The organism is Mycobacterium sp. SMC-2 (assembly GCF_025263485.1).
Lineage (GTDB): Bacteria > Actinomycetota > Actinomycetes > Mycobacteriales > Mycobacteriaceae > Mycobacterium.
Map to the genome: position 1 here is coordinate 4,570,404 of NZ_CP079863.1, position 26,559 is coordinate 4,596,962.

Genomic DNA, 26,559 nt, shown 5'->3' on the forward strand with positions numbered 1-26,559 from the left:
CGGCGATGGTGGCTGTAGTTCAGCTGGTAGAGCACCAGGTTGTGATCCTGGGTGTCGCGGGTTCGAGTCCCGTCAGCCACCCCAATCGGCTGGAAGGCATCGCTGCTTCCTGACCGCCCGGGGCCTACCGGCGCACGCAATGTGATTGCGCCCGTAACGGAAGGCACGGCGGACCACGCGGCGACCACCGTCACCGTGCCCTCCAGAAATTGCGCCAGATGGCAGAAGGTCGACCGACCCACTTCAGGTGTTGGCGTTGCCCGCTTTCCACTGCGCCCAGGGAATGTTCCAGTCACCCAGCCCCTCGGTGCCCGGCAGCGTCGGCCCCACCGTGTTGATGACCTCGACGATGTCGCCGCTCTTGCTGTGGTCGTAGAACCACTCGGCGTTGCTGGGGCTCACGTTCAAGCAGCCGTGGCTGGTGTTGCTGTGCCCCTGTGCGCCGACCGACCAGGGCGCGGAGTGCACGAAAACACCGCTATAGGACATCTGGGTGGCCCAGTCCACTTCGGTGCGATATCCGTTGGGCGAGTTGACCGGAACGCCGTAGGTCGACGAGTCCATGATGATGTGCCGGTACCGCCCGCCGATGATGTAGAAGCCGTTGTCGGTTGGCGTGCTGTCCTTGCCCATCGACGTCGGCATCGTCTTGACCACTTCGCCGTTGACGCGCACGGTCACCGTCTTGGTGGTGTCGTCGGCCGTCGAAATGACCTCGTCGCCAATGGTGAAGTGGGTCTTGACGTTGTCCTCGCCGAACATCCCGTCACCCAGGTCGACGCCATAGGTGTTGACCGCCACATCAACGGCCGTTCCCGATTTCCAGAAATGTTCTGGGCGCCAACGCACTTCGCGATTGTTGAGCCAGTAGAACGCACCCTCGACGGGCGGGTTGGTGGTGATCTTGATGGCCTTCTGCGCCGCGGCGCGGTCCGCGATGTTCTCGTCGAACCGGATCGCGACCGGCTCACCGATGCCCACGACCTCGCCGTCGCCCGGAGCGACGTATGGCATAGTCAGGTGCGCCGGCGAGCTGGTCTGGAAGGTCATCTGCCGATTCGCCGCGCCGCCCAAACCCAGCGCTTTGGCGCTCAAGGTGTAGCGCCGGTTGTAGCCGAGTTGCTCGGTGGTCGACCAGCGTAGTCCGTCGGGGCTGAGTTGGCCGCTGATGGACTTTCCGTTCTCGTTGACCATGGTGACGGACGCAAGAACGCCGTCGGCGACGCTGACCGTCACCGGTGCATCGACGGTGACGCCGACGGCGCCGTCGGTCACCGAGGCAGTGAGCTTCGGGACGAGCAGATCGGCAAACGGAGTGCCCTTGTCGAAGATGACCTTCGCCGGCGCCGCGGCCGGGCTGCCGCCACCGCAGGCAACGCCGAGCACAGCAACCGAAGCGATCGCGGCGGCCAGCCACGATCGTCGTCTGCGCAAAGGCGTCATCGAATGACCTTCCATGAAATCCGATGTAGTTGGTCACCGCTGACCAGCACAGTGCATGCATTGTAAAGCGTTTTGTGGCGTTCGCATGCCGACCTTGACAGGTCCGTGATCGGGTGTCACGCGGGCCGCCCGGACGAAATTCAGGCCGGTTGGCTGGCCCTGTCGTGGAGTTCCGTCTCAACCCGATCGCGGGTCGTGGCGGCCTCGACACGCGCGAGCTTGACGATGGCCGCCGCCACCGCGAGGACGGCCACCGCCAAGGCGATCATCCCGGCGGGACCCGCGTCCAGCGTCTCGTCGAGCACGACGACCCCCAGCACGGCACCCACGACCGGCTGCGACACCTCCAGCGTGGGCATCGACGCGGTCAAGGGCCCCGCCCGAAACGCCGCCTGGCTCCACACCACACCGCCGGCTATGACCAGGATCGCCGCGTAGAGCTCGGGGGTGCGGATCACCGCCCAGCCGCCATCGCCGAGCCGCGCGACCACCTCCTTGGCGAGCACCGCAAAGATCCCCCACAGTGAGCCGGAAATCAGAGCGAACAGCACCGCGGCCGCCGCACCACCCCAGATCCGGCCCGCCACGACGCAGGCGACCAAAAGCGGCCCGAGCACGACGGCCACCACGGCCCAGGTCCGAAACGGCGCGGACGCGTGACCGGCCCGCGGATTGCCGACAACGACGATCACGGTCACCGCGGCGGTGAGCAGACCGGCCCACATCCACTCGGCTCCCGTCACCTTGCGGTGATACACCCTGGCGTTGATCGGCAGCGCGAACAGCAGCGAACACATCAGCAGCGCCTGGACCAGCAGCACCGAACCCTGACCCAACGCGGCCGCCTGTAATGCGACGCTCCCCGCGAGCAGCAGGGTGCCCCACCACCACCGCTGGTTGCGCAGCAAGCTGGCGAACAATTCGACATGCCCGACCGACTTGTCCTCGATGCAATGCGCCGCTCGCTGCTGCAGCACGTCACCGATCGCTACGCACAGCGCGGATGCCAGCGCGAGCAGAGCGGCGAGGTCCGTCGTGGGCATCAGGAGTCTCCGATGTCGGGAACGATCTGTGGCGCGAAAACCGTTGCACCGCAAGGGCTAGCCACGGTATGTCGCCGCTCTGGTGGGCCACCTGCGGATCGAGGGCCCCTGCGGCTCGGACGCGTCAGAGGCCCAGCGGCGCCGCCCCACCGCGGCGGCCGCGCCTTCTCCCGTCTCAGACCGGTCCCGCAGCCACTCCAACGGTTTGGGCGCCCACCAAGTCCACCGGCCGAGCAGGTGGATGAAGGCGGGCACCAGGACCATCCGAACCAGGGTGGCGTCGGCCAGCACGGCAAGGGTCAGCCCCAGACCGAGCATTCGCATGAACGACACATGCGCGGGTATCAACGCGGCGAACGAAATCGACATCACCACAGCGGCGGTGGTGACCACCCGGCCGATGCCGGCGATGCCCAAGGCCGTGCTCTCGTCCGTGGCGGCGCGCGCCTCGGCCGCGCTCGGCGGCGTCTCCTGGATCGCTCGGGACGCCAGCCAGTATTCGTAAATCCGCGACACCAGGAACACTTCGTAATCCATGGCCAGCCCGAAGGCGATGCAGAACAACAACACCGGGATGTTGGCGTTCAGCGTCCCGTTCGGGGTGGTGCCCAGCGCACCCAGGTTGCCGTCTTGGAAGATCCACACCATTGCCCCAAAAGCGGCCGTCAGCGACAGCAGGTTGCATACCAGGGCCTGCAGCGGCAGCACCGCGCTGCCGGTCAGCAAGAACAACAGCGTGACGGTGATCAGGGCGATCAGCCCGAACACGATGGGCAGCCGCTTGGTGATCGCGTCGACACTGTCGCGGTTGATCTGCGCCAGCCCGGTCATCTCCACCGACCGCCCCGCGGGTCCCGCGACCTGGTGGAGTCGGTCGAGCTGCGCGTCCGATGCCGGCGAATAGAGCGGCGCGCTGCTGGCCACGGTGAAGAACGCGCCACCGTTGGCCACGCCGGTGGCCGCCGCGGGCGGTCCCACCCGCTTACCGGCGACAAATGTCCCGGTCGGCGCGGCCATCGACGTGACGTCCGGCACGCGCGACAGCTCGGCGGCGTAGCGGTCCAGATCGGCGGGGCCCACGCCCCGGGCGTCTGGCACGACGACGGTGACCCCGGCACCGAATCCGTTCGCGAAATCGTCGTCCATCATGTCGGCGACCTGGCGCGCCGACGCCGATCGCGGCAACACCCGCTCGTCGGGAAAGCCCCACTTCACCCCCAGGAACGGAACCCCCAGCAATAGCAGCAACGCGACGACGCTCAGGCCGACCGGCAAGGCATGGCGCAGCACGTATCTGGTCGAGCGGTACCAGAACTGCGCCTCGAACGGCTGGTGCGCGTGATCGCGGGACGACCGCTGGCCGTGCAGGATGCGGTGCAGCACCCGACGGCCGTCCAGCGCGTCCAGCCGGGGGCCCAGCAGCGCGATCGCCGCCGGGGTGACTACCACCGCGGCGAACGCGACGATGGCCGCGGTGGCCACGATGGTGTAGGCCGACGATTTCAAGAAGTACATCGGAAAGACCGCCATCACCGCCATCGACAACCCGACGGTGGTCGCGGAGAACAGCACCGTCCGGCCGGCGGTGGCCATGGTCCGCAGGAGCGCTCGCTCCCGGTCGCCGCTGCGTGCCAGCTCCTCGCGGAAGCGGCTGATGATCAGCAGGTTGTAGTCGATCGCCAGGGCGAGGCCCATCGCGATGCTCAGGTCCAGCGCGTACGTCGACACGTCGGTCGCGAAGCTGATCAGCCGCAGCACCGACATGGTGCAGACAATGGCGAGGGCGCCCAGCACGACCGGCAGCGCCGCCGCGACCACGCCCCCCAGCACCCAGACCAGCACCGCGAAGCTGAGCGGGATCGCGATGGACTCCATCAACAGCAGGTCGCGCTCGTTCTGGTCGTTGATCTGGGCATACGCCACCGCCACGCCCCCGGCGCGCACGGTGACACCGGCACGGTCGTGCACCAGTTGCTCGGTGAGCTCGCCGGCGTACTTTTGGGCGTCGTTTTCGCCGCCCTTCAGGCCGGCCACCACCATGCCGGACTTTTGGTCCTTGCTGACCAGTTGGGCGGCGGCCTGCGGCGGGGACGTCCACGGCGAGGACACGTTCAACACCCATGGCGATCGTCGAAGGTGGTCGACGATGTCGGTGCCGACCTGGCGCGCCTCATTGCTTTGGGCACCGGCCGGGGTGCTCAGCACGATCACCATTTGTTGATCGGTTTGGTTGAACTTGTCGCGAAGCACCTCGGTCGCCCGCGCAGACTCCGAGGTCGGGTCCTGAAAACCGCCACCCGACAGGCTGTTGATCACCGGAAGGCCGAAAACGGCGGCGCCGACCAGGACCAAGAAGGCGACCGCGATGATGCGTCGCGGTGCGGCGATGGCAAGTCTGGTGATTGCTTGCAGCATCTATGGTCCTTTCATCGCTAGTCCCCAGCCCTATACCCGGGCGCGGCCGCCTGACCCACTTTCCCCCGGAGGTGGCCCGACGACGTTTGACAATTGGCCACTCGGGTATCGAACGAAAAGGGGTGCATTCAGCAAGTCATTCGCGTGCGGAGCGCCGGTTTGGCTGGGCTATAAGCGGATTGGATCAGCGATGAACTCGGTGGATAACGCCATCAGCATGAGATATCCGACCGAAGACGAATTGCAGGCGGTTTGTCGCTTGCCAGGGTGATGGGACCACCGTTTTGCCATGAGCATGGGACCGGTTGTTTCCGGTTGCTGGCCGTGGGGTGATGGTGACTGATGACCTGGCTGCTGGTCAATTCGGCTGGTCCGAATTGACCGGCTTTCGAGGACGGGGTTTCTGGCGTTGCCGGTAGGACTCGCCCTCGACGACGAGTTCGTAGGCCGCGGATTGGAGCCGGTCCATCGCCGACTGGGCCAGGAGTGGGTCGGCCATCATGGTGAGGATCTCCGGTGGTTCGCGGTTGCTGGTGATGACCGTTGATGCGGTGCGGTGGCGTTCCACGATGAGCTCGTAGAAGTCATTGGTCTCGGTGGCCTCAAGCCGGTGCAACGCGAGGTCATCGATGATGAGCAGCTCGACGCGGTGTAGTTTGCGCATCTCGTCTTCATAGCTGCCGTCTAGCCGTGCTCCGCGGAGGCGTTTGAACAGTTTGTCGGCGCGTTCGGTATGCACGCTGTGGTGACGTCGCACGGCGATGTGGCCTAATGCGTTGGCCAGGAACGTTTTTCCGACTCCGACCGGTCCCATGATGAGCACGTTGTAGGCGTCGGCCAGAAACCGCAGCGAGGTCAACTCTGCCCATAGTTGGCGGTCGTAGCTGACCGCGGCGGTGTCATCCCAGGCCTGCAGCTGCATCTGCGGATCCAATTGTGCTGTCTTGGCGCGGCGGGCGGCGGACTCGCGGTCGCGGCGGGTGACCTCATCGGCTAGCAGCATTTCCAGGAAGTCGTGGTGTGGCAGCCGATTCGATCGTGCCAGCGCGAGCCGTTCGGGCAGGGTGTCGAGCAGGCGGCCGAGCTTGAGGCGGCGCATCAGCGCTTTGAGGTCTGCAGACACCTCGATCGGCTTGACCGCGGGGGTGGCATCGGGGCGGCGGGTTGTGCTCATGAGGGCCTGCGCACCGCGAAGTCGGTGGCCGCGCGGACGAACCGCGACGCCTGCGGCGGGTTCGGGATCAGCGGCAGCTGTGCGCCGGCACCGCGGGTAAGCATGCGCTCGATCAGCCCGACGTCGATGACCTCGGCGTCCAGCGCGCGCTGGCAGGCGTCATCGACCGCGTCGGCGCCGTGGCGGCGCACCAGTCCCAGGAGTCGGTAGACCTGGCGCATCTTGGTCCACGGCAGCGGATGCTCCAGCACCGCCGCCGCGTAGGCGCCGACATGCTGCCCGTGTGCGGATGCCTTGCGCTGCAAGGTGTTGATATCTCGCATCGCATAGACCGACACCTCGGCCGGTAGATCAGCGGGGTCGGTATGGCGGCGTCCTGGCGCCATGACCGGATGGACCTTGATCAGCTCACCGCGCCAATACAGCTTCACCGTGCGCGCATCCACCCGGGCATCCAGCCGGCGCCCAATCAGCTCACCGGGAACGCTGTAGAGCGCCTTGGCGACCTGCACGTGCCGATCGGGAGCCACCTTGGGCCGGCTCCAGGTCGGGATGTCGAACACCTCGTCGGGTGCCGGTTTGAGGTGGGGTAGCTCGTCGGTGGCGAATACCTCGGCCGGGCGCAGCCGAGTGGTGCCGTGTATCCGCATCCCCGCCACCTGCCCACACCACTGCTCGGCTCGTGCCCGGCAGTCACTCAGATTCCGAAAGTCTTCTCCAGCAAAGAAATTCGACCGAACATATTGGACACAGCGCTCAACCCTAGGCTTGTCGCGCGGGCTGCGGATGCGGGTGGGGTCCACGACGAAGCCCCGCGCCTGAGCGTATTCGCGGAAGGCGTCATTAAGTTTCGGATCGGTCGCATCAGCCTTGTCGACGATGGCCTTCATGTTGTCGGGGATCGCCACCGCGAACACCCCGCCGAAGAATGCCCACGCGGCCTCAAACCCGGCGATCACCTCGTGAAGCGTCTGCCGGTAGGTCGGCCAGACGAACATGTGCCGCGAATACACCGCAGTGAAGATCAACCCCTGCACTACCCGCCGGCGGCCATCCGCGGCATCAGTGAGCATTCCGAGCCGACCGAAATCGACCTGCAGTTCAGCACCGGGCTCGCAATCGGCCACCGGCACCGTGGCCTGCCGAATCCCGAACCCCAATTCCGTTGTGGCATAGCGATGCAACGTTCGATACGACACCACCACGCCCCGACGCCCAAGCAGCGTGTGCACCTTCGTCAGAGTCAAGTCTTGCTTCAGCCACGCCTTGATCTGCTCGTGCTGGGCGGCGATGGTCTCCCAGGCCTGGCTCTTGCCGTTGGGCCGACTCGGCCGCACGCCGGCGATCACCGCCGCCAACAGCTCGTCGGTCAACTGACACCCGTCGCCGTCACGGTCCAGCCCGCACGCGCGGGCGCGGTCCACATACCGGCGCACCGTTTTGCGGTCCGTGCCCGATAACCGGGCCACCTCGCGCAACCCATGACCCTGCAGCCACAACCGCAGCATCTCCCTGACTTCGATCACCGACACCTCCCGGTAGCTCATTCGGCCAATACAGCGGCCGAGCAACCGGAAGCCCCCAACGCCACGCCGGGGTGGTCCCATAACTGGCAAAACAGCTAGCCAGATGGTCCCATCACTGGCAATCGGGTGGTCCCATGCTCATGGCAAAACCGGCGCCGAGCTGGTCCCTTATTCCTGGCAGCCGACAGGTTTACCGGAATCAGGCTCGCACTTTCGGGGACCCGGTCGATCCAGACGACATCGAAGCATGGAAGCGACGCGTCAACGTCGAAGACATCCTGGTGGCCGAAGACGTCTCCGATCCGCAAAACCCATTCCTGGTGGGAACCTCGATCATCTACCGCGCGCAGTTGACCGTGCCCGGCGGCGCCAGGTTGCGAGCCGCGTGGCTGACGATGATTGCCGTCGCGTCAACGCATCAGGGCAAGGGAGTGTGGGGTCATCTCAGTGCCCAGGGACTGGGAATCCTGATCGAGCGGGGCTACCCGATCATCTGCGGGGTGCCGACCCAGACGGCAATGTACGACGGCTTCGGAGCCGGCGTGGCGAGTTACAGCCGCACCTACTCGGTCGACCGCCGCTTTGCGAAGCTGCGAACCCCGCCGGGCGAGATGCGGGCCCGCGAGGTCAACGCTGACGAGGCGAAGCGCCAGTTGCCGAACATCTACGAACGATGGTGCGCCACAACGATTGGAGCGGTCGGCCGCGATGACGCTTGGTGGGCCGATCATTTGGAGGACAGGCCGACGCAGCGAGGCAACAGAACTGCGTCGAATTACACGGTTCATCCGGACGGGTTCCTGACATACCGCGTCCTCAGTAAGTCCAATCACGGGTACCGGCCACCGTTGGGCACCGTGGTTGTCGAGGACTTCTGCCCCATCACGGACGAGGCCCACACCGAGCTACTCCAGACGTTGTTGGTCTTGGAGATGTTCGACAACGTCGAAATGGACCTGCCGGTCGACGACCCGCTGCCGCTCAAACTCACCGACCTGCGGGCCGCCCAAACCACCGGCCAGAGCGACTTCCTGTGGGTACGGATCAACGATGTGCCCGAGGTACTGGGCACCCGCGCCTACGGGGCGGAGATCGAGGTCGCACTGGACGTCACCGATCCGCTCGGCCTCGCCGGCGGACGATTCTTGCTCCAGGCCCGCGATGGTGCGGGAAAGTGCGCGCCGCATGAGGGGCCCGCCGACGTCGAAATCGGTCTGGCCGACCTGGCCACGATCTACATCGGAGCGCACAGCGCCTCGGAAATCCACCGAGCGGGCCGGATCACAGAACTGCGGCCGGGCGCGCTACGCGAGTTGGATGCCGCGTTCCGCACCGACCGGGCACCGTACTGCGGGACGCTGTTCTGAGTTGTAGCGGCGCTGCAGGCCACTTCGAGACTGACAACACGGGACCGCCCAGGCGCGGCCTCACCGTCCCTGCGTGGTGACTATCCTGGAGGAGATCGAAGGATTTCACTCCGCGGCAGGACGCCTGTTATTGTCGCGTACGCGGTCTCGGCCGTCGAAAAGCGCCGTTAGCTCAGTTGGTAGAGCAGCTGACTCTTAATCAGCGGGTCCGGGGTTCGAAACCCTGACGGCGCACCACTGACGTGTATTACCTCGAGCGTTACGCTCCTGAGCAGCGTCGATGCGGCTTCTCCACGCAAAGCGGGCATACGCAGTACCGCTGTCCCGGAGGATGCAAGCGGGGTACTGACTCGTTCACCGTGCTCTCGTCCAGGAGTTTGAGCTAGCAGCGCGCGACGCCGAGGCGGCCGATTTGGCCCAGGTCAACGGCAGCGAGATGATAGCGAAGCTTTTCGAGGGAAACTTAATCTCCGGAACATACCCCTGCGGCACGTCGAAGTCGGGGATTTGCTTCAGCCACTCCTCGACAATGATCGTCAGTTCGAATCGCGCCATGTGGGAGCCTATGCAGCGGTGCGGTCCGCCACCGAATCCCCAGTGTCGGTGCACCTTTCCGTCCATGACCAGGTCGTCGGTCGATATCTCGTCGCTGCCGTCGCGGTTGATCGCGGCCGTGCACAGCCGTACCGGCGTACCAGGGGAAGTGTCATGCCACCCACGTTGACGAAGTCCGTGGTAACCCGCGCCGCCAACGGGGCTGCCGGCTCGAGTCGGACGATCTCCTCGATGAAAACCTTGACCCGTTCCGGTCGGTCGCGAAGCTCCCTGCGCAGCTGCGGTCTGCGCGCCAGTTCGAACAGCGAGAATCCGATCGCCGCGGCCAGGGTGTCCAGACCGGACAAGACCAAGAGGTGGCTCATGCCGAGTAGTTCGAGGTCGCTCAGTGCACCCGGACCAGTCATCACTTCCGACAACATGTCGGACCCCGGGTTCTGCCGGCGCTGCTGGATGGCGTCGGTGAAGTAGGCCAACAACTCCTGGCCCTCGGGCTTGCCCTCCACCGCGGCCAGCCGATCACGCGATCTCGGTCTTCCAGCGGAAGCCCGTAGAGGTCCATAAACACCTGGTACGGGTACCGCCCTAGCTCGCACCGAAACCCAAGCTAGACAGCAATTTTACAGCCGATAGCCGCTTCCGTCCCGGGTCGTTTGCCACTTCCCCCGGCTCGATGCGTAGGAATGCAGCGGCGCGAGCGACCGCGCCTATCGGAATCACCCTGCGCCCTTAAGGGTTCGACTTCTGACGTTGCCGCCTGAATCGTGCGCAAGAAGTCGAAGCCCTTGACATCGACTGCACCGCAGTTGATTCGGACAGGCCTTAGCAGGTGCGCAACACCTGTGTCGCAAGCACGGAGAATTGAGACAACGGCGGGGCCGAAGGAAACCCGTGAAACTGCCCACTTCGTATCCACACGCAGTAGCTGACGCTCCAGGTACTTTTTGCTGGCACCGGTTGGCGCAAGCGCGCCACCGGCGCCCTTGGAACGAGCCGCGTCGAAGGAGCTGCAATGGGGTTCATCCAGCCGAATCTGCCGATTGTGGACGTTGCCGAGTGGAGCAAGCAGAGCCGCGCGCAGCGAATCGTGCCGATGGCGCGCCACATCGCCGAGAACGGGTTCGGCACCCCACTGGTGATGCATGTGATGTACGGCGCGAAGATCGCGCTGTACATCCTCGGCGGTTGGGTGTTCGGGTGGTGCACGACCGGCATCGGCAGCTTCACGGGCGTCGCCGCGTGGTGGTCGGAACCGATCGTGTTCGAGAAGGCCGTGCTCTACACGATGCTGTTCGAAGTCATCGGCCTGGGCTGCTGCTTCGGGCCGCTGGCCGGACGTTACTTCCCCCCGATGGGCTCGATCCTGTACTGGCTGCGGCCCGGCACCATCCGGTTGCCGCCGTGGCCCAATCGGGTGCCGCTGACCAAGGGCAGCTTCCGCAGCCCGATCGATGCGGCCCTCTACGGCGCGTTGCTGGTCTTGCTCGCGGTCGCGCTGGTGTCCGACGGCAGCGGTCCAATTCCCGCCCTGCACACGGAAATTGGAGTGCTCGCGCCCTGGCATACCGTCGCGATCCTGGCGGTGCTGGCCGTCGTCGGCCTCCGCGACAAGGTGATCTTCCTGGCCGCTCGCGGCGAGGTATACGCGCCGCTGGCGCTGGTTTTCCTGTTCGCCGGGGCGGACTCCATCATCGGGGCCAAGGTGGTCTTCATGGTGATCTGGCTGGGGGCCGCCACCTCAAAGCTCAACCGGCACTTCCCGTTCGTGATCTCGACGATGCTGGCGAACAACCCATTCATCCCGTCCGGGGCACTGAAACGTTCGATGTTCAAGCGCTATCCGGACGACCTGCGCCCCAGCGCGCTGGCGGGCTTCATCGCGCACTTCTCCACCGCCGTGGAAGGCCTGGTGCCGCTGGCGCTGCTCTTCTCCCACGGCGGCTGGTCGACGGCCATCGCCGCGTTCGTGATGATCGTCTTCCACCTGAACATCCTGCTGGCCTTCCCGATGGGGGTGCCGCTGGAGTGGAACGTGTTCATGATCTTCGGGGTGCTGTCGCTGTTCGTCGCGCATGCGGGCCTGGGATTGTCCGATCTGGCCAACCCGTTGCCGGTGGCGATCCTGTTCGTGGTCATCGCCGGCATCGTCGTCGTGGGAAACCTCTACCCGCGCAAGGTGTCCTTCCTGCCGAGCATGCGGTATTACGCGGGCAACTGGGACACCACGGTGTGGTGCGTCAAGCCGTCGGTCGACGACAAGTTCCGCACCGGGTCGCGCGCGCTGGGGCCGATGCAACACCTGCAGCTCGAGCGCCTCTACGGCTCCAAGGAGGCCACGCTGGTGCCGCTGCATCTGGCCATGGCGTTCCGCGGGATGAACACCCACGGGCGCGCGCTGTTCACCCTGGTGCACCGCGCGCTGGCCGGCTATGACGAGGACGACTACAACCTCTGCGAGGGCGAAGTCCTGTGCGCGATGGTGCTCGGGTGGAACTTCGGCGACGGGCACATGCACAACGAATGCCTCATCGAGGCGCTCCAGCAGCGCTGCCACTTCCAGCCCGGCGAAGTGCGGGTGGTGATCCTCGACGCGCAGCCCATCCACATCCAGCGGCAGGAGTACCGCCTGGCCGACGCGGCGACCGGCGAATTCGAGCGCGGTTATGTCGACGTCGACGACATGGTCACGTCGCAGCCGTGGGCCGACGACATTCCCGTGCACGTGCAGAGCGGCACGGGCGCCGGCATGACGTGACGCGTCAGCGGTTCCGCACCCGGTGCACCACCACCACGACGACGAGGACGCCGACGCCGGCCAGTGAAACCGTCACCGCGGGCTTCTTGACGAAGGCAATCGCCCGCACCTTGAGGTCCTCGGCGAGGCGGCGCGGGTTGGCCCGCACGGCGAGCGAGTCGACGGTGGCCGCCAGCTGGTCACGGGCAACGTCGATGTCCCGCTTGATGGCCTCGGGGTCCCGGTCCGCCACGTGTCTGTCCTCCCAATCGGCCTGATGCACCTGACGCACTACCCTAGTGCCGATGCTGCGGTGAACAGAAAGGACCCGAGTTGACCGAGACCACGCGGCTTGCGCCGGGCGACAAGGCGCCCTCCTTCAGCCTGCCCGACGCCGACGGAAACCAGGTGTCGCTCGCCGACTACAAGGGGCGTCGCGTCATCGTGTACTTCTACCCGGCGGCCTTGACGCCGGGCTGCACCAAGCAGGCCTGCGCCTTCCGCGACAACCTGCACGAACTCAGCGACACCGGCCTCGACGTGATCGGCATCTCCCCCGACAAACCGGAAAAGCTGGCCAAATTCCGCGACGCCGAGAAACTGACGTTCCCACTGTTGTCGGATCCGGATCGCAAGGTGCTGACGGCCTACGGGGCCTACGGCGAAAAGCAGATGTACGGCAAGACGGTCACTGGTGTCATCCGGTCAACGTTCGTGATCGACGAGAAGGGCAAGGTCGCCGTAGCGCAGTACAACGTGAAGGCTGCGCACACAACATCGTTCATCCAAAAAGTGCTCAGCGCCTCCTAACCACCCCTGGGCGGGATGATCGCCGTTTCCGAGTCACCGCGTCATGCCCTGTCCTCGAGGTAGTTCCGCCGGCCGGCGGAAAGGACCATTGACCCTATAGAACCCCGAGACCTCGAGCGCATCCTTGATGCTGAGTCGTCGGAGACCCATTGCTTTCTTCGCATCGAAACTCGAGGGGCGGTCATGACAGAAGGCACCGAGAAGAAAACGGCGGCGGAACGAGCCTCGGAGCTGACGGAACGAGTGGCGGGCCTGTCCGACGAAGTGCTCAAGTCGGTCGAATCCGGGCAACGGGCCGCCATCGACGCCGTGCGTAAGTTCGTCGGCACCGTCGATGAGTCGTTGCCCGGGCACAGCGGCGACCAGCCGTCGAGACGCAACACCATCGTCGACGCTGCCCTCGAGATGGCCGACAAACTCGTCAAGACGCAGTACGAGTTCATCCGAAGCGTCGTCGGGAGCGCGACCGAGGCGTTGAAGAAGCAGGTCGACGAGAAGCCCGGTGCTGAGTAGTCGGAGAGAAGCCAGCATGACTCAACGGTCCGCTGTCAACTCCGTCGGATCTCTCGAACTCAACCGCTACAGCGGCCTCTGGTATGAGATCGGCCGGCTCCCATTCAGGTGGGAGGACGCCGACGCCTCAGACATCACCGCCGAATACACGGCCCAGGACGACGGAAGCGTGCGCGTCGACAACCGGTGCGTCGACAAGCACGGCGCACCGTCGCAAGCGGTCGGTCGCGCAACCGTTGTTAACGGCCAGGCGGGACGGTTGGAGGTTTCGTTCCTTCCGGAATTCCTGCGGTGGATCCCTTTCACGAAAGGCGACTACTGGGTTTTGAAGATCGATGATGCCTACACCGTTGCCCTTGTCGGTACGCCCGACCGCAAATACCTGTGGCTGCTGGCCCGCGAGCCGCACATCGACGACGCCACCGAAGCGGCCTACCTCGCCGAAGCGACCCGGCAAGGGTTCGATCTCGACGAGTGGATCAGGCCGAGGCAGTCGGGCGGCCGCGTTACGGACGATCTGCTCGGGCGCTGACGTCGCGCTCGATACGTCACTGGCCCAGGTTGGCCAGCAGCAGCGCCTCGGCGATCGCGGCGCGCTCCAGGACGCCGAGGTGCAGGCTCTCGTTGATGCTGTGCGCCTGGGTGCCCGGGTCCTCGACGCCGGTGACCAGGATTCTGGCCTGCGGGAACGCGTCGGCGAACTCGGCGATGAACGGGATAGAGCCGCCCATGCCCATGTCGATCGGCTCGGTACCCCATGCCTGCCGGAACGCCGCGCGCGCCGCGTCGTATACCGGGCCGCTGGCGTCGATGGCGTAGGGCTCACCGACGTCGCCGCGGGTGACGCTGACCTGCGCGCCCCACGGCGCACGCCGCTGCAGGTGCGCGGTCAACGCGTCAAGGTGCGCCGCGGCGTCACCGCCCGGCGCGACGCGCATGCTGATCTTTGCGCGGGCCCGCGGGATCAGCGTGTTCGACGCCTTCTCGATGGGCGTGGTGTCGATCCCGATCACGGTGATCGCCGGCTTGGCCCATAGCCGCTGCGGCGCCGAACCCGAGCCGATCTCGGACACCCCGTCCAGCAGCCCGGAGTCGGCACGCACCCGCTCGGGCGGGTAATCCACAGCGGCGGCAGTACTTTCGTGCAGGCCGGCGACCGCCACGTTGCCGTCGTCGTCGTGCAGGCTGGCCAGCAGCCGCACCAGCGCGCTCAGCGCGTCGGGAACCACGCCGCCCCAGATGCCGGAGTGCAGGCCGTGGTCGAGAGTGGCGACCTCGACCACGCAGTCGACCAGGCCCCGCAGCGAAACCGTGAGCGCCGGAACATCCGTGCTCCAATTGTCCGAGTCGGCGATGACGATCACGTCGGCGGCCAGCGCGTCGCGGTGGGCGGCCAGCAACCGTCCCAGTGACGGCGAGCCGGATTCCTCCTCGCCCTCGACGAAAACGGTTACGCCGACCGGCGGTTGCCCACCGTGCGCCTTGAATGCCGCCAAATGCGTTGCGATGCCGGCCTTGTCGTCGGCGCTGCCGCGCCCGTAGAGCCGCCCGCCGCGTTCGGTGGGTTCGAAGGGCGGCGACGCCCACTGGCCGACATCGCCTTCGGGCTGGACGTCGTGGTGGGCGTACAGCAGCACGGTCGGTGCGCCCGGCGGCGCGGGATGGCGCGCGATGACCGCCGGCGCGCCACCCTCGCTGACGATCTCCACCTCGCCAAAACCCGCTTGCGACAACAAATCCGCTACCGCCCGTGCGCTGCGGTGCACCTCGTCGCGCCTCGCGGGGTCGGCCCACACCGACTCGATGCGCACCAGGTCCTCGAGGTCGCGGCGCACCGATGGCAACGCCTCGCGGACGCGCTCGACCAGATCAGTCATGCGCTTCTCCGCGCGCGACGCCGAGTGTGACGGTTAGATATGAAAATTGGCGCGTGAATTCGTCCATAAGCCCCACGTTCGGCGGCATCAAGGGGTCTCCAAGATGGCCACCGCGGCCGCGGTATCCCCTTCATGCGTCAGCGACACATGAATCGTCACGTCGGCCAGATGTTTGGCGATGTCGCCGCTCAGCCGAACCCGGGGCCGCCCCCACATGTCGGTGACCACCTCGATGTCGCGGTGGATGTCCTCCGGCAGGACGGGCCGTTGCGCGAACCGGGAACCCGACCACGCCTTGATCACCGCCTCCTTAGCCGCCCACCGGGCCGCCAGGTGACGCGCGGCCGACGAACTCTTGTCCGACGCATCGCGACGCTCACCCGGTGTGAACGTCTCGGAGAAAACGGTTCCCGGCTGGTCGACCTGCTCGGCGAAATCAGGGATGGAGACGACATCGATCCCCACACCGACAATTCCCATGGATGGCCAGGCTAACGGACGGTCAAGCCCGGCGACGATGCGGACCGAGAAGAAGCCGGGCAATAAACCGACGTCATCCGGCCGAGACCTCGTAGGCCTCGCCCTCACCCAACCGGGCGGCCGGGTTCAGCAGCATCGCCGCCTCCTGGCGCTTCTCCGCTGCATCGTGGCTGAAACGACGGTCCGGCGGCCGCTCGTACATCGGCGCGCCGCCGGCGATGGCAGAAGCCAACCGGCGCTGACCGGCCAGCAGCCGCGCCTCCGCACGCCGCTGGTAGTCCGCGCGCTCATCGGGATCCAGCGAGGCGACGAAGGCCTGCGGGTGCACCAGCGCCACCAGTCCGGACACGTGGCCGAACCCGAGGCTGGTTACCAGCCCCGCCTTGAGCGGGAACTTCTCACCCAGCCGCAGTGTCTCACGCACCCAGACGAAGTGCGCCGAGCCGGCGAGTTCGTCATCGACGCAGTCCAGGCTGCGGTTCGGCGGAATCACCCCGTCGCGCAGCATCTGGCACAGGCCCATCATCTGGAACACCGCCGCGCCGCCCTTGGCGTGCCCGGTGAGGCTCTTCTGCGACACCACGAACAGGGGGGCGCCCTCGGAGCGGCCCAGCGAGTCCGCCAGCCGCTCGTGCAGCTCGGTCTCGTTGGGGTCGTTGGCCAGCGTCGAGGTGTCGTGCTTGGAGATCACCGCGATGTCGTCGGCGCCGACGCCGAGCTTGCCGAGCGCCCGCGCCAACTGCGAGTCCTTGCCGCCGCGGCCGGCGCCCAGCGCGCCCAGACCCGGCGCCGGGATCGAGGAGTGCACGCCGTCGGCGAACGACTGCGCGTAGGCCACCACGGCCAACACCGGCAGGCCCATCTTGAGCGCGAGGTCACCCCGGGCCAGCAGGATGGTGCCGCCGCCCTGCGCCTCGACGAAACCGAGCCGGCGCCGGTCATTGGGCCGGGAGAACTTCGAGTCGTGGATGCCCCGACCCCGCATCATGGAGGTGTCGGCGGTGGCCGCCATGTCGCCGAAGCCGATGATGGCTTCCAGCGTCAGGTCGTCGAAGCCACCGGCGACCACCAGTTCGGCCTTGCCGAGGCGGATCTTGTCGACGCCCTCCTCGACCGACACCGCCGCGGTCGCGCACGCGCCCACCGGGTGGATCATCGCGCCGTAGCTGCCTACATAGCTCTGAATGACGTGCGCGGCAACCACATTCGGCAGCACTTCCTGCAGGATGTCGTTCGGCTTGCTCCGGCCGAGCAGGTTGCCGTGATACATGGTCTGCATCGACGTCATGCCGCCCATGCCGGTGCCCTGCGTGCTGGCCACCAGGCCCGGGTGCACCCACCGCATCAACTCGGTCGGGGTGAATCCGGACGACAGGAACGCGTCGACGGTCGCGACGATGTTCCACAGCGCCACCCGGTCGATCGAGCTGGCCATGTCCTGGCTGATGCCGAACACGGTCGGATCGAACCCGGTGGGGATCTGCGCGCCGACGGTTCGCGACAGCTTGGTCTTGCGCGGCACCCGGATCTCGGTGCCGGCCTTGCGGATCACCTGCCAGTCGCTGGACTCGGGCACCGGCCGGATGATGGTGTGCTCGGGGTCGAATTCGACGAAGGCGCGAGCGTCGGCCTCGGAGGACACCACGAAGGCGAAGTCCTTCTCCAGGAACACCGAGACCAGCAGCGGCGACGCGTGATCGGGGTCGATTGCGCCGTCGTCGACGAACTCGCGGATGCCCACCCTGTCGACCACGATGTCGTGGTAGCGCTCGACCAACTCGGTCTCGTCAACCAGGTCACCGGATTCGGTGTCGTACCAACCTGGTTGGGGGTCGGCCTCCCAGCGAACCAGCCCGGTAGTCCAGGCCAGCTCGAGGACGCCGGCCGCCGACAGTTCGTTGTCGACCTCCATCTCGAACCGGGTGCGCGACGAACCGTAGGGGCCGATCTCGGCGCCGCCGACGATCACGACCAGGTCGGCCGGGTCGACGTCCAAGTCGGCCCATTCCGGCGGCGGTGCCGGGGTGAAGCCGCGCGGCGGGGACGGCAGCGCGGCGATGGTGCCTTCGGCCACAACGTCATCGGCGGTCGCCTCGCCCGAGGTGGCCTGCTCGCGGGCCTTGGCGGCCAGTTCGGCCATGTCGAGGTTGGCCTCGGCCAGCCCACCGGTCAGGTCGGCCTTGATCGGCGCGCCGGCGGCCGCCACCTTGGACTCGACGTCGCAGAGGTCCAGCAGCATGGCCGCCATCTCGTCGGTGGAATACGTGGTGACACCGGCCTGCTCCACGGCGTCGACGATGGCGTCGTTGTGGCCCATCAGCCCGGTGCCCCTGGTCCACCCGATCAGCGCGTGCGCGAGGCTGACCCGCGCGGCCCAGGAGGACTCGGCCTGCCAGCGGCTCACCACGGCATCCAGCGCCGACTTGGCCTCGCCGTAGGCCCCGTCCCCGCCGAACATGCCGCGGTTGGGCGAGCCGGGCAACACCACGTGCAGCCGCGACGCGATGTCGCGCTCGGCGCCGATCTTGGACAGCCCACCGATCAAACGCTGCACCGCCCAGAGCAGAACCTTCATCTCCATCTCGGAGCGCGAACCGGCCTCCGACAGGTCGCCGGCCACGCGTGGCGCCGCGAACGGGAAGAGCAGCGTGGGGGTCTGCGCGTCCTTGATGTGAATGGATTGCGGCCCAAGGCTTTCGGTTTGCTCGGTGCCGATCCATTCCACCAGTGCATCGATATCGGAGTAGGACGCCATGTTGGCGGCGACCACCCACAGCGCCGCGCCGTAGCGGGCGTGGTCGCGATACAGGCCGCGGTAGAACTCCAGCCGCTCGTCGTCGAGCTTCGATGTCGTGGCGATGACGGTGGCCCCGCCGTCGAGCAGTCGCGCGACCACCGACGCGGCGATCGAACCCTTCGACGCGCCCGTCACCACGGCGACTTCGTTGCTGTAGGGGCCGGGATCGGGATTCTCGGCGCCGGCGGCGATGCGGCCGTACAGCGACGCGTGGATCTGCCGGCCGGCGGCCAGCGACTTGCCCTGCCACCAGGTGGCCTGGGTGGCGACGACATGGCCTGCGCCCTCGAACCTTTCGGACAGGCTCTTCCACTGGGCGTCGATGGCACCCTCGTCGGTCAGCCAGAGCTTGACCAAGTCCTCCCGGGCGCTGGCCCACCGGTCGTCGAACACGACGGCCTTCTTGGCGTCGAAAGCCGGCGCCACCAAACGCGGCCAGTCCGCGCCGAGTTCGGCGGTGACCAAGTCGATGAGCTCGGCGTCCGTGGCCGCCGGCGCCGCGCTGACCGGGTCGTCCAACCCCAACTGGTTCAGCACCAGGCGGGCCGCCGAGGCGAGCACACCCTCGCGACCGGTGATCTGATCGGTGAATTCGCTCAACGCGGCCGCGTCCACGGTCGCTCCGCCACCGCCGCCCGACGACGGCAGCGCCACCGAGATGCCGCGACGCGCGGCGACGGAAGCGACGGCGGCGTCGATCACCTTGTCGACCGAGGCGGCGTCGGCCAGCGCGCCCTCGTGCAGGTGGCCCATGGCGCCCCCGCGAACGCTGGTGCCCTCGCGGGTTCCCAACGCCACTTCGACCGTGACGTGCTTGGCCCACCCGTCACCGAGCTCCCACGTCTTCTTGACGCGCTCGGCGATCGCGCCGGGCCGCTTGCCCGAGGGCCCGAGCACCGTGCGCAGCTGGTCGTTGATCGCGTCGGAAAGCACTGGGCCGAAAGGCTTGTAGGTGCGGGCCAACTTGGTCACCTGTGACCGCAGCCCGGCCAGGTCGGCCTCGGCGGCGCCGTCGATGGCGCCCAGGTTCAACTCCGAGCCGAGGTCCACCAGCAACTGGTTGCGCCGCGACGAGGCGCCGTCGGTGATCGACTCGATGGAGTCCAGCTCCTCGATCTGGTCCATGCGCATCTTGGCCGACAGCGCGATCAGGGCCAGGGTGGCGTCGGCGGCGTCGAACCCGATGTCGTCCGGTCGGGGGCCACCTGACGGGGCGGCCGCCGGCGCAGGCGCCGGGGCGGCCTCCGCGGTGGTCGCACCCTCCGACGGGGCCGGCTCATCGGGTGCTTCCTCTAGCTCCGGCTCCGGGTCGGTGTCGGTGGCGAACAGCACCGCGGCGTCGCGCTCGGCGTTGAGCACTTCGACTGTGCTGTGGGCATATTCGGGCAGCTTCAGGGTGTTGGTGGCCAGTCCGGCGACGGTCGGGGCCGACTTCACGCCGATCTCGACGAATCGCTCCACACCCAGACCACCCGCGGCCTCCTCGGTGAACAGCAGGTCCTGGGTCTCGATCCAACGCACCGGGCTGGCGAACTGCCATGCCAGCAGCTCGATCAAGACGATGCGCGCCATCTCGTTGCGACGCTCGGCGAGCCAGGTGTCGTAGTCGGCCAGGATCGCGTCGAGCGGCTCGGCGGGCACCAAATCCCGGATCTCCTGGATGAAGTCGCGGTCCAGGGTGAACGGGCGCGGCACCAGGTTCGGGATGTAACGCCCGATGATGACGTCGGGATCCTTGTCCCGCGGCATCACGCGTTCCAGCGAGCGGCGGAACTCCGCCACCCCGACGCGCAGCACCCGCGAGTGGAACGGCACGTCGATGCCCGGAACCAGGATGAACGACCGGCGGCCCCCGGTGAGCTCGCGACGCCGCTCCACCTCGGCCTCCAGCTCCTCCAGACCGCGGACGGTTCCGGCGATCGCGTACTGCGAACCGCGCAGGTTGAAGTTCACGATCTCCAGGAATTCGCCGGTACGCTCGGCGATTTCGGCGATGAACGCGGGCACCTCGTCGTCGGGCAGGTCGATCTGGGAGGGCCGGATGGCCGCCAGCCGGTAGTTGGAGCGGCCCAGCTCGTCGCGCGGCACGATGTCGTGCATCTTCGAGCCACGGTGAAAGACCGTCTCCAGCAACGCTTCCAGTTCGTAGATACCCGTCACACAGGCCAGCGCAGTGTACTCGCCGACGGAGTGGCCGCAGGCGATGGCACCTTCGACGAAGGCGCCCTGCTCGCGCATCTCGGCCACCTGCGCCGCCGCCACGGTCGCCATCGCGACCTGGGTGAACTGCGTCAGGTACAGCACGCCCTCGGGGTGGTTGTAGTGCACGCCGCTGGCGATGATGCTGGTCGGGTTGTCCCGCACCACGTGCAGCACCGAGAAACCCAGCGTGTCGCGGGTGAACTTGTCCGCTTTGTCCCACACCTTGCGGGCGGCCTTGGAGCGGGCGCGGACGTCCATGCCCATGCCCTTGTGCTGAATCCCTTGACCGGGGAAGGCGTACACCGTGAGCGGGGCGGCCAGGCGTGCCGTCGCCGACATCACCAAATCGGACCCGATGCGGGCGGCCACCTCCAAAACCTCGGCGCCCTGGTCGATTCCGACGCGCTCGACCCGGAAGTCGACCTCGTCGCCAGGACGCACCATGCCCAGGAACCGCGCGGTCCAGCCGACCAGCCGGGCCGGGGGCCGGGCCTGGCCGTCGGTGGCGGTCACCGCGTGCTGTGCGGCCGCCGACAACCACATGCCGTGCACGATGGGCGATTCCAGGCCGGCCAGCAGCGCGGCCGCCCGGTCGGTGTGAATCGGGTTGTGGTCACCGGACACCACGGCGAACGGTCGCATGTCGACCGGCGCGGTCAGGCGGACGTCGCGCCGGCGGCGACGCGGGGTGTCGGTCGCGTTCTGCGACACCGCACCGCCGGCCCGCGCCGGCTCGGCGAGCTCGGCGGCACCGGTGCGTCCCAGGATCGCGAACCGCTCATCGAGGCTGGCGATCGTCGTGCCGTCGGCGCCGGCGATCGTCACCGCGACCCGGACGACACGACCCATGTCCGTGTCGACGGCTGGCAAAGCCGTTGCGTTGACAGCCAATTCGGCCGGGACTTTCGGCAGCGCGCCGACCACGTGCGCGGCGTGGTCGAGGTGCACGAGGCTCAGCAGGCCTTCGACGACCGGGACGCCGGCGTCGGTGACCGCCGAGCCGATCGCCGCGAAGATCGCTGGCCAGCAAAGGCCGACCAGGGCGTCGGGCACCGTGGTGAGGCCGGGCGCCAGCGGCTCCCCGAAGGTGGCCGTGACCCCGGTGTGGTCGGCGACCCGCTCGGGGTCCCAGTTCACCGTGACGGTGGCCGTCCCGTCGACGACCGCGGGCAAGAATTCCGGCCCGTCGACACCCGCGGCGATCGCCAGCACCGCGCGCATGGCGGTGGCGGCGTCTTCGGTGGACACCACCGGAGTGCCACCGTCCATCGTGTTGGCGGGCAGGGTGAACGGGATGTCGATCCAGGTCCCCGACACCGGGACGCTCAGCACCACTCGGTCGCCGTCGACCTCGAGGCGTGCCCCGGTGAACGAGTTTGTGGCGCGGCGGCTTTCGGGTCCGTCGTGCACGAGCCAATCGCCGGGGTCGGCGATCCGGTGGACCGGGTTGGTCGCGGTGCGACCGGCCCACCGCACGTCGGGGGCGTCGAGCACGACGGCCAGCGGTCCGGTCACGTCCGGACGACCCAGCCGACGCGACGCGACGGCGCGCGGCTGCCCGTTGGCCGACAGCACCTCGTCGATGGCGGCCTGCTCGAAGCGATCCAGCAACTCACCGACGGGTTCGTCCATCCGGGTGATGCCGGCCACGGCCGCGGTGCCGGGGATGATGCACACCTGATCCGCGTCGTAACGGGCATCGTGCGCCTGCCACAGCGAGTCGCTGCGCCACCAGCGCCGCACGTCCTTGTCGATGACCGGCACGAAGTTGACCGGCTTGCCCAGCGTCTTGCACAGCGTGACGAAGAACGGGACGTCGGCCGGGTGCAGCTGCACGGTCTCGGCGTCCGGGTAACTATCGAGCAGCATGTCGATCGCCGCCGCGGGGTGCTCCAGCAGCGCCTCGTCGTTGAACAGCGTCTCGATAGGGCCGGAATCCTTTGGATGCAAACGCGCTTCGGTGCGCTGCAGCATCTGCTGGAACCGGTCACACCAGGTGTCGGCCAGCCACGGGCTGCCCGGCGCGGCGGTGTCGGCGGTGGAGTAGCCCTCACCGATGGTCAGCTCGACGTAGCGCTGCAGCCACTGTAGGTACGTCATGTCGGCGACGTCGCCGAAGTACGGCTTGGCGGTGTTGGCCATCGCCGCGATGATCTCGTCGCGGCGCTCGGCGACCGCCTCCGCGTCACCGGCGACCTCGTCGAGCAGCCGGCCGCACCGCGAGGCGCTGTTGTCGATCTCGTGGATGTCGGCACCGAGCTGGCTGCGGCTGGAAGCCATGCCGCCCACGGCTTTTCCGGCGCCGACCCACTGGTCGGTGCCCTGGGTCTCGACCAGCATGCGCTTGACCGACGGCGACGTGGTGGCCTCCTTGGTCGCCATCGCCGCGGTACCGACCAGGATGCCGTCGATCGGCATCAGCGGGAAGCCGTACGCCTTCGCCCAGCGCCCCGAAAGGTACTCGGCCGCCCGCTCCGGCGTGCCGATGCCACCGCCCACGCAGACCGTGATGTTGGGGCGCGACCGCAACTCCGAATAGGTCGCCAGCAACAGGTCGTCGAGGTCTTCCCAGGAATGGTGGCCACCGGCGCGGCCGCCCTCGATGTGCATGATCACCGGCTTGGTGGGCACTTCGGTCGCGATGCGGATGACCGAGCGGATCTGCTCGACCGTGCCGGGCTTGAACACGACGTGACTGATGCCGACGTCGTTCAGCTCCTCGATCAGCTCGACGGCATCCTCGAGGTCCGGGATGCCGGCACTGATCACCAGGCCGTCGATCGCCGCGCCGGACTGACGCGCCTTCTGCACCAAGCGCTTTCCACCGACCTGCAGCTTCCACAGGTACGGGTCGAGGAACAGCGCGTTGAACTGATAGGTGCGGCCCGGTTCGAGCAGCGTGGCGAGCTCGGCGATGCGGCCGGCGAAGATTTCCTCGGTGACCTGCCCACCGCCGGCCAGCTCGGCCCAGTGCCCGGCGTTGGCGGCGGCGGCGACGATCTTGGCGTCGACGGTGGTCGGGGTCATGCCCGCAAGCAGGATCGGGGAGCGTCCGGTCAATCGGGTGAACTTCGTCGAAAGCTTGACCCTGCCATCGGGAAGCCGGACGACGGTCGGCGCATAGGTCGACCACGCCCGCGCCACCTCGGGCACAGCCCCGACGGTGAAGAGGTTGCGCTGCCCGCCGCGGGTCGCGGCGGGCACGATGCCGACACCAAGGCCGCGGATCACCGGCGCGGTCAGCCGGGTCAGGATGTCGCCGGGTCCCAGGTCGAGAATCCAGCGCGCACCGGCCTCGTGCACGCGGGTGATCTCCTCGACCCAGTCGACGCAGCGCACCAGGATGGCCTCGGTCAGCTCGCGGGCGAGCCCGACGTCCAGGCCCACCTTCTCGGCCCAGCCGCCGACGATGTCGATGCCGTCGGCCAACCGGGGCGTGTGGAAGCCCACCTCGACCTGCACCGGATCGAAGACCGGAGAGAAGACGTCCCCGCCGCGGAGCTTGTTCTTCCGGTCGGCCTCCTCCTTCTCCGAGATCTGCTGGCAGTAGAGCTCGAACCGGGACAGCTGCTCGGGCGTGCCGGTGATGACGACCGAGCGCCTGCCGTTGCGAATGGACAGCACCGGCGGCAGCACAGTGCGGACATCCTGCGCGAACTCGTCGAGCAGCCGGCGAATGCGCTCGGGGTCCGCGTTGGTCACCGACACCATCGGCGGCCGGTCACCGAGCACGGAGATCCCGCGCCGGCGGGCTACCAGCGTCCCGGCCGCACCGATCAGCTGGGCCATGGCCAGCAGCTCGGCGTCGCGGGTGCCCGCGGCCTTGAGCGCCTCGACAGCGAGCACGCCTTGCGAATGCCCGGCGACGGCCACCGGCGGGGTGGCCTTCAGATCCATGCCCTGGCGCGCCAGCGCGCGCACGGCCGCGATCTGGGTGAGCAGCACGCCGGGGATCGACACCGCGGCCGACGTGAGGTGCTTAGGCGACGGGACCAGGTCCTCGGCGGCCAGCGCACGTACCCATGCGAGCGGCTCAAAGCCGATCGGACGGACCACCACCAACTCTTTGGCCACCGGCTCGAGCAGCAGCTCCACCTCACCGACCAGCGTTGCCAGCTCGGCTTCGATCCCGGCCGACGACACCAGCTCTTCGAGGGTTTCCAGCCAGGCGCTGCCCTGGCCTCCGAAAGCAACGGCGTACGGCTCCCCGGCCGTCAGACGGTCGACCAGAGCATGGGTGTCGCCGGCCGGCGCGTGGTCGCGGTCAGCGGACACCTCCCCTCGCTTCGCTGGGGAACCCCAGTCGTGCCTCTCGTGGATCGTCACCTTCTCTGTCTCCCTGTATGCGTCTTTACGTATCGGTGCGTCCGGCCGGTCGTCACCGCCGGCGGGCGGGCTCGGCGATTCCGCGTCGAATCAAAGCCGGGAAGCGGCTGACCGGTGTGTGTCCGCGGGCCGGCCGGATGGGTTGTAGAGCGGCGCGGCGGACTGCATCGGCTGCACTAAGAGTGTCATAAGGATCGACCCTCGTTTCGCGTGGTGATCGGTTACTGATGAGTTCTACGCATGGGTAACCGTGTCGTGGGTAACACCTGCCGGAATTGGCGGTGCGGGCGCCGCGAACAAACCTGCTGCATGCAGGTGGTTACGGTCGAGTAGCTATAACTGCGCTGATCAAAGCAGTTTTGTTATGTAATCGTTATGTAAAGATTTTGCGCCGTGGGGCGGCGCCGCGGCCGCTTCGGTCGCGTCGCCCGGGCGGCGTTCGCGCCCGCCGCGCCGGAAAATGAGCGAACGAGTGTTTGCTGGGATCTCTAAGAGTCCGAGTCGGCCGGCGGTGGGTGCAGGAGTCGCGACGCTAGGCCCACTGCCCGAATTGCGGCTTGAGGATTTCGTTGATGTCCACCCCGACCCCGCCGACGCTGCGTTTGTCGATCTCTACCTGATGCAAATGCGCGGCCGGGTGGGCGAACCCCTTCGGCGAGCCCCAGTTGTGCTGCCAGAAGTACGAGCCCAAACCGTCGTGCAGGGCCCAGTCGATGGTCTTCGAGTTGGCGTACACACCTGTGCGCTGATGACCGATCACCGACTCCCAGGACCGCAGGTAGGGCGCGATCTGCTGCTTGTACTGCTCGTAGGACGGGTCGTCGTCGATCGAGGCGTAGATCGGCGCGCTCGCGGGCCCGCCCGCGGCGGCGTGCAGTTGCATTCCGCGCTGGGCGTGCTGGATCCCGGCGTTGGCTCCGCCGAGCCAGTCGGCGGTGTTGCCCTTGCCGTACTGATAACAGGAAACGATTTTCAGCCCGTTGCTGTTGAGGTCGCGCGCCTCGGCGAACTGGATCGGCTTGCCCAGCATCCAGTTGCCGCCAGGGCGGCGGTCCGACACGTACCTGATCGAGCCCACGGCGCCGGCGGCCCTGATCTGGCTGGCCGGGATGACCCCGGCCGCGTAGTCCAACAGGGTGCCGAGCGACGCCGACGCGGGTGCCGGGCGCAAGGAGGCACCCGCGACACCCAGGCCCATCAAGGCAGGGGTCGCGGCCGCCAGTTTGAGGAGGTCGCGCCGCGAAACCGATGACACAAGCGACAGAGTACGACGGGAACACCATATGACACATTGACC

The 26,559-nt window shown here is 67.4% G+C and carries 15 protein-coding genes, 2 tRNA genes and 1 pseudogene; 7 read left to right on the forward strand and 11 right to left on the reverse strand.

Annotated features, from left to right (window positions below):
- Positions 1-8 precede the first annotated feature (8 nt).
- Positions 9-84 (forward strand) — tRNA-His (locus KXD96_RS21400).
- Between the two features lie 159 nt (positions 85-243).
- On the opposite strand, the gene KXD96_RS21405 is transcribed toward KXD96_RS21400, so the two are convergent.
- The 5 genes from KXD96_RS21405 to istA all read right to left on the reverse strand — a co-directional run bounded on the left by KXD96_RS21405 (position 244) and on the right by istA (position 7,622).
- Positions 244-1,458, reverse strand: coding sequence for an Ig-like domain-containing protein (locus KXD96_RS21405; RefSeq protein WP_260739611.1), 1,215 nt, complete (start codon positions 1,456-1,458; stop codon positions 244-246).
- 125 nt (positions 1,459-1,583) lie between these two features.
- On the reverse strand, positions 1,584-2,486 hold the full coding sequence (locus KXD96_RS21410; RefSeq protein ID WP_260739614.1) for a DMT family transporter: 903 nt from the start codon (positions 2,484-2,486) through the stop codon (positions 1,584-1,586).
- A 57-nt stretch (positions 2,487-2,543) separates the two neighbouring features.
- Positions 2,544-4,901 carry an MMPL family transporter gene (locus tag KXD96_RS21415; protein WP_260739616.1) on the reverse strand — a complete coding sequence of 786 codons (2,358 nt, stop codon included), beginning with the start codon at positions 4,899-4,901 and terminating at the stop codon, positions 2,544-2,546.
- A gap of 358 nt (positions 4,902-5,259) precedes the next feature.
- Positions 5,260-6,075 carry an IS21-like element helper ATPase IstB gene (gene istB / locus KXD96_RS21420; RefSeq protein WP_260737101.1) on the reverse strand — a complete coding sequence of 272 codons (816 nt, stop codon included), beginning with the start codon at positions 6,073-6,075 and terminating at the stop codon, positions 5,260-5,262.
- Positions 6,072-7,622, reverse strand: coding sequence for an IS21 family transposase (istA, locus tag KXD96_RS21425; RefSeq protein ID WP_260737107.1), 1,551 nt, complete (start codon positions 7,620-7,622; stop codon positions 6,072-6,074). The genes istB and istA overlap by 4 nt, the downstream gene beginning before the upstream one ends.
- Before the next feature lie 113 nt (positions 7,623-7,735).
- Between istA and KXD96_RS21430 the strand changes: the two genes are divergently transcribed.
- Together KXD96_RS21430 and KXD96_RS21435 are read left to right on the forward strand one after the other, a co-directional pair.
- Positions 7,736-8,968 carry a GNAT family N-acetyltransferase gene (locus KXD96_RS21430; protein WP_260739617.1) on the forward strand — a complete coding sequence of 411 codons (1,233 nt, stop codon included), beginning with the start codon at positions 7,736-7,738 and terminating at the stop codon, positions 8,966-8,968.
- A gap of 161 nt (positions 8,969-9,129) precedes the next feature.
- Positions 9,130-9,205, forward strand: a tRNA-Lys gene (locus tag KXD96_RS21435).
- A gap of 117 nt (positions 9,206-9,322) precedes the next feature.
- On the opposite strand, the pseudogene KXD96_RS21440 reads toward KXD96_RS21435, so the two are convergent.
- Positions 9,323-10,103: pseudogene (locus KXD96_RS21440) on the reverse strand (cytochrome P450); the annotation flags it as partial.
- Between the two features lie 432 nt (positions 10,104-10,535).
- Here KXD96_RS21440 and KXD96_RS21445 point away from each other — a divergent pair.
- Entirely contained in the window at positions 10,536-12,278 is a 1,743-nt protein-coding gene (locus KXD96_RS21445) for a DUF3556 domain-containing protein (RefSeq protein WP_260739620.1), read from the forward strand.
- 4 nt (positions 12,279-12,282) lie between these two features.
- On the opposite strand, the gene KXD96_RS21450 is transcribed toward KXD96_RS21445, so the two are convergent.
- Positions 12,283-12,510, reverse strand: coding sequence for a DUF3618 domain-containing protein (locus KXD96_RS21450; protein WP_260739622.1), 228 nt, complete (start codon positions 12,508-12,510; stop codon positions 12,283-12,285).
- 80 nt (positions 12,511-12,590) lie between these two features.
- On the opposite strand from KXD96_RS21450, the gene bcp reads away from it, so the two are divergent.
- From bcp to KXD96_RS21465, 3 genes are all read left to right on the forward strand, one after another.
- Positions 12,591-13,067, forward strand: coding sequence for a thioredoxin-dependent thiol peroxidase (bcp, locus tag KXD96_RS21455; RefSeq protein ID WP_260739625.1), 477 nt, complete (start codon positions 12,591-12,593; stop codon positions 13,065-13,067).
- Between the two features lie 183 nt (positions 13,068-13,250).
- Positions 13,251-13,580 (forward strand): hypothetical protein, encoded by a 330-nt coding sequence (locus tag KXD96_RS21460; RefSeq protein WP_260739626.1) that lies wholly within the window; start codon positions 13,251-13,253, stop codon positions 13,578-13,580.
- Between the two features lie 16 nt (positions 13,581-13,596).
- Positions 13,597-14,112: a lipocalin family protein gene (locus KXD96_RS21465; protein WP_260739627.1), complete on the forward strand. Its 516-nt coding sequence runs from the start codon at positions 13,597-13,599 to the stop codon at positions 14,110-14,112.
- Positions 14,113-14,128: 16 nt separating this feature from the next.
- Here the strand turns inward: KXD96_RS21465 and KXD96_RS21470 are convergent, their stop codons facing one another.
- From KXD96_RS21470 to KXD96_RS21485, 4 genes are all read right to left on the reverse strand, one after another.
- Positions 14,129-15,457, reverse strand: a complete 1,329-nt coding sequence (locus tag KXD96_RS21470) for a dipeptidase (protein WP_260739628.1) — start codon at positions 15,455-15,457, stop codon at positions 14,129-14,131.
- An 87-nt stretch (positions 15,458-15,544) separates the two neighbouring features.
- Positions 15,545-15,937 carry a holo-ACP synthase gene (locus KXD96_RS21475; protein ID WP_260739630.1) on the reverse strand — a complete coding sequence of 131 codons (393 nt, stop codon included), beginning with the start codon at positions 15,935-15,937 and terminating at the stop codon, positions 15,545-15,547.
- A gap of 73 nt (positions 15,938-16,010) precedes the next feature.
- On the reverse strand, positions 16,011-25,262 hold the full coding sequence (locus tag KXD96_RS21480; protein WP_396877170.1) for a fatty acid synthase subunit beta domain-containing protein: 9,252 nt from the start codon (positions 25,260-25,262) through the stop codon (positions 16,011-16,013).
- A 532-nt stretch (positions 25,263-25,794) separates the two neighbouring features.
- Positions 25,795-26,517 (reverse strand): DUF1906 domain-containing protein, encoded by a 723-nt coding sequence (locus KXD96_RS21485; RefSeq protein WP_260739633.1) that lies wholly within the window; start codon positions 26,515-26,517, stop codon positions 25,795-25,797.
- Between the last annotated feature and the right edge of the window lie 42 nt (positions 26,518-26,559).

Coding starts and splice junctions, on each gene's coding strand:
- KXD96_RS21405 (WP_260739611.1), bottom strand. CDS start 1,458: ATGGAAGGTCATTCGATGACGCCTTTGCGCAGACGACGATCGTGGCTG.
- KXD96_RS21410 (WP_260739614.1), bottom strand. CDS start 2,486: ATGCCCACGACGGACCTCGCCGCTCTGCTCGCGCTGGCATCCGCGCTG.
- KXD96_RS21415 (WP_260739616.1), bottom strand. CDS start 4,901: ATGCTGCAAGCAATCACCAGACTTGCCATCGCCGCACCGCGACGCATC.
- istB (WP_260737101.1), bottom strand. CDS start 6,075: ATGAGCACAACCCGCCGCCCCGATGCCACCCCCGCGGTCAAGCCGATC.
- istA (WP_260737107.1), bottom strand. CDS start 7,622: ATGAGCTACCGGGAGGTGTCGGTGATCGAAGTCAGGGAGATGCTGCGG.
- KXD96_RS21430 (WP_260739617.1), top strand. CDS start 7,736: ATGCTCATGGCAAAACCGGCGCCGAGCTGGTCCCTTATTCCTGGCAGC.
- KXD96_RS21445 (WP_260739620.1), top strand. CDS start 10,536: ATGGGGTTCATCCAGCCGAATCTGCCGATTGTGGACGTTGCCGAGTGG.
- KXD96_RS21460 (WP_260739626.1), top strand. CDS start 13,251: ATGACAGAAGGCACCGAGAAGAAAACGGCGGCGGAACGAGCCTCGGAG.
- KXD96_RS21465 (WP_260739627.1), top strand. CDS start 13,597: ATGACTCAACGGTCCGCTGTCAACTCCGTCGGATCTCTCGAACTCAAC.
- KXD96_RS21470 (WP_260739628.1), bottom strand. CDS start 15,457: ATGACTGATCTGGTCGAGCGCGTCCGCGAGGCGTTGCCATCGGTGCGC.
- KXD96_RS21475 (WP_260739630.1), bottom strand. CDS start 15,937: ATGGGAATTGTCGGTGTGGGGATCGATGTCGTCTCCATCCCTGATTTC.